This is a genomic window from Sphingomonas sp. Leaf22 (assembly GCF_001421715.1).
In the GTDB taxonomy this organism is placed as follows: Bacteria; Pseudomonadota; Alphaproteobacteria; order Sphingomonadales; family Sphingomonadaceae; genus Sphingomonas.
On the sequence record NZ_LMKP01000043.1, the window covers coordinates 155,632 to 165,210 of the forward strand.

Here is a 9,579-nt window from a genome sequence, read left to right on the forward strand (position 1 = left end):
TGTCGCCGCCCCACAGGCCAATGCCGCTACCGGATTCCTCCGCGAACGTCCCTTTCTCGTACCTCCGCGCAGACGGGGGTACGGCAAGATCGGGGCGCACGTTGCGACTTTCGCAGCGGTATCGCGCAGGGATGGAACCGAAGTGGCGGCGATCCTATGCGTGCTCTTGACTGCCCGGCTCCATCGGCCATGTTCGGCGGCGGGAGGGCGGCATGATCGGTTGGCAGGACGAAGACGGCCGGGTGCATCGCGGTTCGCTGTTCGCGGCCTTCGCGGCGCTGGCGGACGGGCAGGCGTGGAGCTTTCCGGCACTGCGCCCGCACCAGCGAGAGCCTTGGCATGCGTTTACGGTACAGGTGGCGGCGATGGCGCTGATCCACGCCGATACCGACACGCGGCCGACGGGAGAGGCGGCATGGCGCGACCTGCTGATGGGCATGACCCCCGACCTGCCCGAAGCATGGGAACTGGTCGTCGACGACTGGTCGAAGCCGGCATTGCTCCAGCCACCGACGCTCGCCCCGACCGACCGCGCCGCGTACAAGAACCGCATCCCCACGCCCGACGCGCTCGACATGCTGGTGACCGCGAAGAATCACGACCTGAAACAGGAGCGCATGGCCGGTGCCAGCGATGAGGACTGGCTGTTCGCGCTGGTCACGTTGCAGACGACCGAAGGGTTTCTGGGCGCCGGCAATTACGGCATCTCGCGCATGAATGGCGGCTTTGCGTCGCGCATGAGCCTCGGCATCCGGCCGCTTGGCGGCGCGGCACGGGCATTCGGACGCGACGTCGCGCGGCTGGTCGCCGACGCCCGCGCGCGACCCGACCGACGGACCGGCACCCTGCTGCTGTGGACCGCGCCGTGGGACGGCACCCTGTCGCTGGCCTATGACGGGCTCGACGAACTCTATGTCGAAATCTGCCGCCGGGTGCGGTTGCGGCGCACGCCTGCGGGCATCGAGGCGCTGGCCGCCGGGTCGAAATGCGCCCGCGTCGCGGCATCCGACCTGAAGGGCGCGACGCTCGACCCATGGGCACCGATGAAGGCGGACGGATCGACCAGCCACACCCCCAGCGGCGCGGGCTTCGGCTATCGGCAGATGGCGACGCTGCTCGACAAGGCGAAGATCACCCTTCCCCGGCTGGCCAAGGCCGATCCCGCCGACGACCGGGAAGGGCTGGCGATCGTCGCCGCCGCACTGGTGCGCGGACAGGGCAAGACCGAGGGACTGCACCGCCGCACGGTCTGCACCCCCGGCGCACTGCGCGACGCAGCAGGCCGCCCCCTGCCGATCGACCGCATCGGCGAGGTTGCCGGCAAGCGCGCCGAAGAGGGATTCCAGGCCAGCCGCCGTCTCAGCCGCGCGTTGATCTCGCTGGTATAAGGTGGCCCGGACAAGGCACGGCTGGACGATGATTCCGCGAAGAAGAAGATCGAACGCTGGATGAACCGGTTCAACGAAACGGTCGACGGCATCTTCTTCGACGGACCGTTCTGGGCAGAGGTCACCGCGACCGACGACAATCACCGCATGGCCTGGCGGACGACACTGTGCGACGTCGCGACCGACACCTTCGCCATCGCCGCCGAAGCCGCGCCCGGTAACGAGGTTCGCCGGGTTCCGGCCCGCGCCCGCGCCGGATCGCTGCTCCATTACGAGATGAAGAAATGGGTCGAGGAGGCCGAACATGGCGAGTAACCCCGCCGCGACGGGCGCAGCCCCGGCAACGGCAACACCGCCCGACGACTGGATGCGGTCGATCTCACGCCAGCTGCACGGCATGTCGAGCGGCGACCGCGCGGCATTGCGCCGGATGGAACTGACGAAATCGCCGGCGGCCGATGCGGTCGCGATCAAGGCGTTGCTCGGTGCGAAGGTACCGCAATCGCGTATCGAGCAGGACTGGACCCGACTGCGCCTGATCGGCCATTTCGCCGGGCTGTTGTCGGGTACGGCCGCGCTGTATCCGCATGACGAGAAACGCGGAGTCGGCGGTGCCTTGTTCGAGGCCGGCTTTTCGGAAAAGCGGCTGCTGCGCCTGCTCGCCAGCCGGGGCGAGGCGCTGGTCGATCAGTTGGCGCTCGCCGTCCGCATCCTGTCGCGGGAGCGCCAGCCGGTGAACCTGTGGGACATGTATCACTTGCTGGGCGGCGATCCGATCAAATCGGACAGCGCCCGGCTGCGCATGGCGCGGCATTATTACGCCGCGCAGGCCAAATCGAACTGAAAGGGATTTCGCATGACGACCACCGCAACCGACGGCATCGTGCCGAAATTCATCCAGATCCATTTCCTCGCGGCATGGCCGGGTGCCTTGCTCAACCGCGACGATGCCGGCCTCGCCAAGCGCCTGCCCTTCGGCACTGCCACCCGCACGCGGGTGTCGTCGCAATGCCTGAAGCGCCACTGGCGCATGGCCGACGATCCCCGCGCGCTGCACGAACTGGCGAAGCGCAACGGTGTCGAGGGCGTCCGCTCGAAACAAGCGATCGAGCGCGAGGTCTCCGGCCCGCTGCGCGCCCGTTTCGACAAGGACATGGTCGACGCGGTCGAGGAAGCGTTCATCACCAAATTCTACGGCAAGAACGCGAAGGACAAGCAGCAGCGGCAGGCGTTGCTGTTCGGTCGCCCCGAACTGGCATGGCTGGCGTCCGAGGCCGAACGCCTGCTGGCCGAAAGCGCGAGCGTAGCCGGCGTGAAGGCGGCGGCCGATATCTGGGTCAAGGAACAGAAGAACAATCTGAACCAGTTGCGCGATCAGAACCTGCTGGCGGCATCGCTGGAGGCCGCATTGTTCGGGCGGATGGTGACCAGCGACACCCGCGCCAATCGCGACGCGGCGATCCATGTCGCCCATGCCTTCACCGTCCATGCGATGCAGGCCGAGACCGATTATTTCACCGTCGTCGACGACCTCCGCGACCGGGAACAGGGTGACGATGCCGGGGCCGCGGGCGTATTCGACACCGAACTAACCTCCGGATTATATTACGGCTATGTCGTGGTCGACGTGCCGCTGCTGGTATCGAACCTGACCGGCTGCGACCGCAAGAACTGGACCGGCGACCACGACCGCGCGCTGGCGGCGCAGGTGGTCGAGCATCTCGTTCACCTCGTCGCCGAAATCTCGCCGGGGGCCAAGAAGGGATCGACCGCACCCTATAGCCGTGCGGAACTGGTGCTTGTGGAGGCGGGCGACCGTCAGCCGCGTACGCTGGCCAACGCCTTTCGCGATGCGATCGCGACCGATCACGATCCCGAAGGCTCGCTCGGTCAACGCACGGCGCACGCGATGGCAAAGCACCTCGCCGATTATGATACTCTCTACGAAACCGGCGAAGCCCGCCGCCTTACCGCGATGCCCGACCTGGCGCTGACCGGCATCGCCAACGGCCCGCTGCGGGAATTGGCCACCTGGGCCGGATCGGTCGTGCGGGACGCGGCTGCGTGAAACACCTGTTGCTCGATTGCGACGCGCCGTTGATGAGCTTCGGCGGCGATCTGGTCGATGCCTATGGCGTGGTGCGCGATTTTCCATCGAAATCGATGGTCGCCGGGCTGTTCGCCAATGCGCTCGGCTGGGAACGCTTCGACGTCGATGCCCATGCCGCGTTGCAGGGGCGGCTGGTGATCGGATCGGCGCGCGTGGTAGAGGGTCGGCGCGAGCGCGAGTTCCAAACCGCCCAGCTCGGTGCCAATGATCGCGGCTGGACCACGCGCGGCCGGGTAGAGGGGCGTGCGGGCGGTGCCGACACCTATAAATCGCCACATATCCGCTATCGCGACATGGATGCCGATGCCCGCGTCCTGATCGCATGTCGGCTGGAGCCTGCGGACGCCGCGCCCGATCTCGATGCGTTGGCGGAGGCGCTGCGCCGCCCCGAACGTCCGCTGTTTCTGGGCCGCAAGCCGTTCCTACCGTCGCGCCCGCTGCTGTTGGGCGAGGTGGAGGCCGACACCATCCCCGACGCGCTGGCGCTGGGGTTCGCGAAGATCGAGCTTCGCCGCCCCGCCGCGATCCGCGCGCAATGGCCGTTCGGCGAACCGACCGGCGGCGTCGTTGCACAGGATGCGCAGACCGAGGAACTGACCGACGAACGCCACTGGCCCGCCGGGGTCCATGCCGGGCTGCGTCGGGTGATGGTCGGACGGCTCGACTGGCCGGCGGTGACGCCGTGACCCTGCATCTGGCCCGCATCGGCATCCATGTCCGGGCGCTGGCGGCGTTCGCGGTGGCGCGGCGGCTGAGCGATGAGGATCTGGGCTATGCGCTGCATGCCGCACTCCTCGCACGGTTCGGCGATGCCGCGCCGCACCCGTTCCGGTTCCTGCCCGACCATGGGAAGGGGCCGCATCTGCTGGGCTATGTTCGGGATCGTACCGCGTTCGACGACGCCGCAGCATTGCCCCCGACCGATACCGAGGTGCAGGCGGTGTTCGACGGCGAGCCTCAGCTACAGCCGATGCCCGGGACCTGGCGGGAAGGCGCGCGCTATGGCTTCGAAGTGCGGGTGCGCCCGGTCGTGCGGTTCGGCAAGACGGTTCGCGCGGCACGGGCCGGTCGCTCCGACGCATGGCAGCGCAACGCCGGGGAGATCGACGCCCATGTCGCCGCGCGCGAACGGATCGAACGGGCGGGCGGCGATCCCGACACGGTCGACCGGGCGGCGGTCTATATCGACTGGCTCGCAACCCGCCTCGCCGGTGCCGCGACGCTGGACCATGCCGACCTCCGTCTGTTCCGTCGCACGCGCGCCTTGCGCAACACCCATCGCAGCGAAGGACGCCGCACCCACCGGGTCGAAGGGCCAGACGCGCTGATCGGCGGAACGCTGACGATCGCCGATCCGGTGGTCTTCGCCGACTTGCTTGCCAAGGGGATCGGGCGGCATTCGGGCTTCGGCTATGGCATGTTGCTGCTCGCGCCACCGAACCGGGCCGGGTAGATGCTGTCGGGTCGCCTCGGCCTTGAAAAGGCGCGTATCCCCCATGCCGATCGGCAAGGGCTGGTATGGCTGGATCGCGGACGGCTGGAGGTGGAGGATGGCTGTCTGCGGTTCGTGACGGCGGGTGGCGGGGCGCTGGGCGCGGGCGATTACCAGATTCCGTATCACGCCATCTCGATCGTGCTGCTGGGACCGGGGTCGAGCGTCACCCATGACGCGCTGCGCCTGCTCGCCCGCCATGGTTGCGCCTTGGCGGCGATCGGCGACGGCGCGGTCCGTTTCTACACCGCGCCGCCGCTGATGCCCGACAGTTCGGCGCTGGCCCGCGCGCAGGTTCGCCGCTGGGCCGATCCGAAGCTGCGCATGGAAACCGCGCGCGCGATGTACGCGATGCGCTTCGGCGAAATCGTACGGACCCGCGACGTCGCCGTGCTGCGCGGACAGGAGGGCGCGCGGATCAAGCGCGCTTATGTCCTCGCCGCCGAACGCCACGGCATCGTGTGGAACGGTCGCCGCTACGACCGCGAAAACCCGGAGGCCGGTGACCTCGCCAACCAGGCGATCAACCATGCCGGATCGGCGATGACCGCTGCCGCAGCGGTTGCCGTCGCCGCGACCGGCGCGATCCCGCAACTGGGCTTCGTCCACGAAGATTCTGGGCAGAGTTTCGTGCTCGATATCGGCGACCTGTATCGCCACGACGTGCTGCTCGACATCGCCTTCGGTGCGGTGCGCGAAGCGCGGGCACGGAGGGCTGCGCCGATCGAACGGCTGGTCCGCAAACGCGCCGCCCTGCTCTTCCGCCAGCGCAGTGTCATCCCCGGCATGATCGACCGGATAAAGGCATTGTTGATGCCGGCCAGCGCGACGGAACCGCCCGGTTCATCTGCCGTGACGCCGCTCCCGTCCGATCCGGGCTGACGCCGTGCCGCTGACCGTCGTCATCACCCGCGACGTCGAGGATCGCTATCGCGGCTTCCTCGGCTCGGCGATGCTCGAACTCGCCCCCGGCGTCTATGCCCAGCCCCGCATGAGCGCCGGCGTGCGCGGCCGCATCTGGACCGTCGTCGAGGAATGGCACACCCGCCTGCGCCGTGGCAGCATCGTCATGTGCTGGGCCGAACCGGCATCGGCGGGTGGTCTCGGCCTGTCGGTCCTTGGCGAACCGCCCAAGGACGTGGTCGCGCATGACGGCATCCTCCTCGTCCGCCGCGCATTGTCGGGACGCCAGATGCCAGAACCGCCGGGGTGAGGCTTTGAAGGGTGCGCGACAGGCGATCTTTGACATCGTGAACGAAACGAGGCAGTTGACCGGCAGAGTCTCCCCCGCACCCGCGGGGATCGACCCCCGTTTGCTTGTTTGTTCGCACTGGATTTCAAGGTCTCCCCCGCACCCGCGGGGATCGACCCCGCTTGAATGTGCCCGTACGCTTCTTCGTCGCGTCTCCCCCGCACCCGCGGGGATCGACCCTCGACCTGATCCGCGCCTTCATGAAGCAGAACGTCTCCCCCGCACCCGCGGGGATCGACCCAAACTCAAGCTAAGTCCGCAGGCGTCATACGGGTCTCCCCCGCACCCGCGGGGATCGACCCCCGCTCGCGCCGTTCTCACTAACAATGGCACCGTCTCCCCCGCACCCGCGGGGATCGACCCTCGGCGTCGGACAGCCCAGCATCGGCATAGGCGTCTCCCCCGCACCCGCGGGGATCGACCCCCGCAGATGGCCGGCAATCTGGCGTTCGGCCAGTCTCCCCCGCACCCGCGGGGATCGACCCAATACCACCGGCTATACCCGCCGCTGGCTGCTGTCTCCCCCGCACCCGCGGGGATCGACCCGGCGGGTAATTCGCGTACATCGCGGTATCGATGTCTCCCCCGCACCCGCGGGGATCGACCCTTCTCGACCGTAATGTGCGCCGGCAGGGCCGCGTCTCCCCCGCACCCGCGGGGATCGACCCCACCCGGCGACCGGATCGGCATGACGATCGCAGTCTCCCCCGCACCCGCGGGGATCGACCCGCTGCTGGATTGGGGGAAAGCTCGGGCTGAAGGTCTCCCCCGCACCCGCGGGGATCGACCCCAGCTTCAAGACGTTCCTGACCAGCCTCAACCGTCTCCCCCGCACCCGCGGGGATCGACCCAGTTCGAGGCGCGGCCCGGCGCAGTAGCGTTCGTCTCCCCCGCACCCGCGGGGATCGACCCGCGCCAGCGGCGATGCCGGAAGGCGTTGACGGGTCTCCCCCGCACCCGCGGGGATCGACCCATGGCAAAGCTCTATGCAATCGAGGCCGCCAACGTCTCCCCCGCACCCGCGGGGATCGACCCCAGCCCCGGCGACGGCGCCCAGGTGCCCGCGCGTCTCCCCCGCACCCGCGGGGATCGACCCTCATGGAGGCGGCCTTTAAGGACGCGATCGGCGTCTCCCCCGCACCCGCGGGGATCGACCCTCGACCTGGGCTATGCGGCGGCCGATCCGGCGGTCTCCCCCGCACCCGCGGGGATCGACCTTTATGAACGCGTTCCTACAGCTCCAGGGCGATGTCTCCCCCGCACCCGCGGGGATCGACCCAGGACATAGGACCGATCCACGCCGACCTTGGCGTCTCCCCCGCACCCGCGGGGATCGACCCGGATGCTATAGGTCGGAGCGCGTTCCACCAACGTCTCCCCCGCACCCGCGGGGATCGACCCGCTCATGCGCGACGTCGAGGCGGGGGAAGTGAGTCTCCCCCGCACCCGCGGGGATCGACCCAAGTCGACTGGCGATAGCACCAAGGGCCTTGCGTCTCCCCCGCACCCGCGGGGATCGACCCTTGCCAGCGGCGGCCGGTTCGATCGGCAGGCGGTCTCCCCCGCACCCGCGGGGATCGACCCTATCGCTACACTGCCTCGCTCGACGCCGCGATGTCTCCCCCGCACCCGCGGGGATCGACCCCTGTGCCTGCGGGTTGTACGGCACCGGACCGAGTCTCCCCCGCACCCGCGGGGATCGACCCTCGCCTTCCCGAACGTCACGCCAGCGCCTGCCGTCTCCCCCGCACCCGCGGGGATCGACCCGGGGCCGACGCGATCTCGTTGCCGTCCTTGTCGTCTCCCCCGCACCCGCGGGGATCGACCCCGACGATCTATGTCGAGCCACGCGACAAAGGCGTCTCCCCCGCACCCGCGGGGATCGACCCAGGGTCTGGCGGTTTAGGCGCGTCGTCATGCTGTCTCCCCCGCACCCGCGGGGATCGACCCATCACCGTGACCAAGCGCCCCAAGCCACCCGCGTCTCCCCCGCACCCGCGGGGATCGACCCTGGCGGTAATGACGTGGCCGAAGCTGGTCACGGTCTCCCCCGCACCCGCGGGGATCGACCCCCTATGATCACTGGCCCCGCTAACTTCCCGGTGTCTCCCCCGCACCCGCGGGGATCGACCCAGCATGATGACGGGATGGCCGTTCAACCTCATGTCTCCCCCGCACCCGCGGGGATCGACCCTCTGCGCTGGCTTCGTACTGGCCGATCAGCCAGTCTCCCCCGCACCCGCGGGGATCGACCCAATGCTCCTGATGCGCCGCAATGGAGCAAAGGGTCTCCCCCGCACCCGCGGGGATCGACCCCGCAGCGGGGCCGATCTGGTCGACCTGCGTTAGTCTCCCCCGCACCCGCGGGGATCGACCCATGGGACCTGGTGCGGCACGGCGCGAACCTGCGTCTCCCCCGCACCCGCGGGGATCGACCCGGTACGCAGAACGTGCCCGGGCCGCCCATCGTGTCTCCCCCGCACCCGCGGGGATCGACCCCTGTCCGATTACTGGGATGCTGCGCAGCTGCGGTCTCCCCCGCACCCGCGGGGATCGACCCATCGTCCGCAACGGCGTTACCGGCCCGCTGACGTCTCCCCCGCACCCGCGGGGATCGACCCGGCAATGATGAGTTCATCCAGGATTGCGCCGAGTCTCCCCCGCACCCGCGGGGATCGACCCCAATGCAGGGCCATGGGCGGCGCGTCAACGAAGTCTCCCCCGCACCCGCGGGGATCGACCCCTGTACCTAACCTTTGAAGGCTCAATGCCGTAGTCTCCCCCGCACCCGCGGGGATCGACCCCAACCCTGACAGACGCAACGGGGAGCAGTGTAGTCTCCCCCGCACCCGCGGGGATCGACCCGTCATCACCTACCGGCTGCTTACCACCCTTCCGTCTCCCCCGCACCCGCGGGGATCGACCCGCTATCGCCATGTCGGAGGCCCTGAACGCGGTGTCTCCCCCGCACCCGCGGGGATCGACCCACGGTCGCCGAGCGCGACGTCAAGCTCGACGGGTCTCCCCCGCACCCGCGGGGATCGACTCGATCTGAGTGGCGACGTTGCCAATCTCTTTCGGTCTCCCCCGCACCCGCGGGGATCGACCCGATGTCGGGGTGGACGCCCTGCATCCGCTCGCGTCTCCCCCCGCACCCGCGGGGATCGACCCTTGATCTCGGCTGGCAGCCCGGCCTTCTTGCGGTCTCCCCCGCACCCGCGGGGACTGTTTACACGAGGCGCGTTTTGGATTCTTCTGTGTTCCTTTGATTTGGACGGCGAGGACAGGATGCGTTGTCCAGCGTGCGAGGGGACCGACCTGATCAAGCGGGGCCGCA

The 9,579-nt window shown here is 69.1% G+C and carries 8 protein-coding genes and 1 CRISPR repeat array; all 8 genes read left to right on the forward strand.

The window, feature by feature from the left end; genetic code table 11:
* The first annotated feature begins 212 nt into the window (after nucleotides 1-212).
* The 8 genes from ASE70_RS17340 to cas2e are packed head-to-tail and all read left to right on the forward strand — an operon-like array spanning nucleotide 213 to nucleotide 6,203.
* Nucleotides 213-1,388, forward strand: coding sequence for a hypothetical protein (locus ASE70_RS17340; RefSeq protein WP_056507536.1), 1,176 nt, complete (start codon nucleotides 213-215; stop codon nucleotides 1,386-1,388).
* Between the two features lie 60 nt (nucleotides 1,389-1,448).
* Nucleotides 1,449-1,703: a hypothetical protein gene (locus ASE70_RS17345; protein ID WP_056507539.1), complete on the forward strand. Its 255-nt coding sequence runs from the start codon at nucleotides 1,449-1,451 to the stop codon at nucleotides 1,701-1,703.
* Entirely contained in the window at nucleotides 1,693-2,232 is a 540-nt protein-coding gene (locus tag ASE70_RS17350; RefSeq protein WP_082451102.1) for a type I-E CRISPR-associated protein Cse2/CasB, read from the forward strand. The genes ASE70_RS17345 and ASE70_RS17350 overlap by 11 nt, the downstream gene beginning before the upstream one ends.
* Nucleotides 2,233-2,244: 12 nt before the next feature.
* Nucleotides 2,245-3,456: a type I-E CRISPR-associated protein Cas7/Cse4/CasC gene (gene cas7e / locus ASE70_RS17355; protein WP_056507544.1), complete on the forward strand. Its 1,212-nt coding sequence runs from the start codon at nucleotides 2,245-2,247 to the stop codon at nucleotides 3,454-3,456.
* Nucleotides 3,453-4,184: a type I-E CRISPR-associated protein Cas5/CasD gene (cas5e, locus tag ASE70_RS17360; protein ID WP_200909567.1), complete on the forward strand. Its 732-nt coding sequence runs from the start codon at nucleotides 3,453-3,455 to the stop codon at nucleotides 4,182-4,184. Before cas7e ends, cas5e begins: the two co-directional genes overlap by 4 nt.
* Nucleotides 4,181-4,951, forward strand: a complete 771-nt coding sequence (locus tag ASE70_RS17365; protein WP_056507546.1) for a type I-E CRISPR-associated protein Cas6/Cse3/CasE — start codon at nucleotides 4,181-4,183, stop codon at nucleotides 4,949-4,951. Before cas5e ends, ASE70_RS17365 begins: the two co-directional genes overlap by 4 nt.
* Nucleotides 4,952-5,872: a type I-E CRISPR-associated endonuclease Cas1e gene (cas1e, locus tag ASE70_RS17370; RefSeq protein WP_056507548.1), complete on the forward strand. Its 921-nt coding sequence runs from the start codon at nucleotides 4,952-4,954 to the stop codon at nucleotides 5,870-5,872.
* Between the two features lie 4 nt (nucleotides 5,873-5,876).
* Entirely contained in the window at nucleotides 5,877-6,203 is a 327-nt protein-coding gene (gene cas2e, locus ASE70_RS17375) for a type I-E CRISPR-associated endoribonuclease Cas2e (RefSeq protein ID WP_056402906.1), read from the forward strand.
* 67 nt (nucleotides 6,204-6,270) lie between these two features.
* Nucleotides 6,271-9,413: a CRISPR direct-repeat array (repeat unit 29 nt; unit sequence GTCTCCCCCGCACCCGCGGGGATCGACCC).
* The last annotated feature ends 166 nt before the right edge of the window (nucleotides 9,414-9,579 follow it).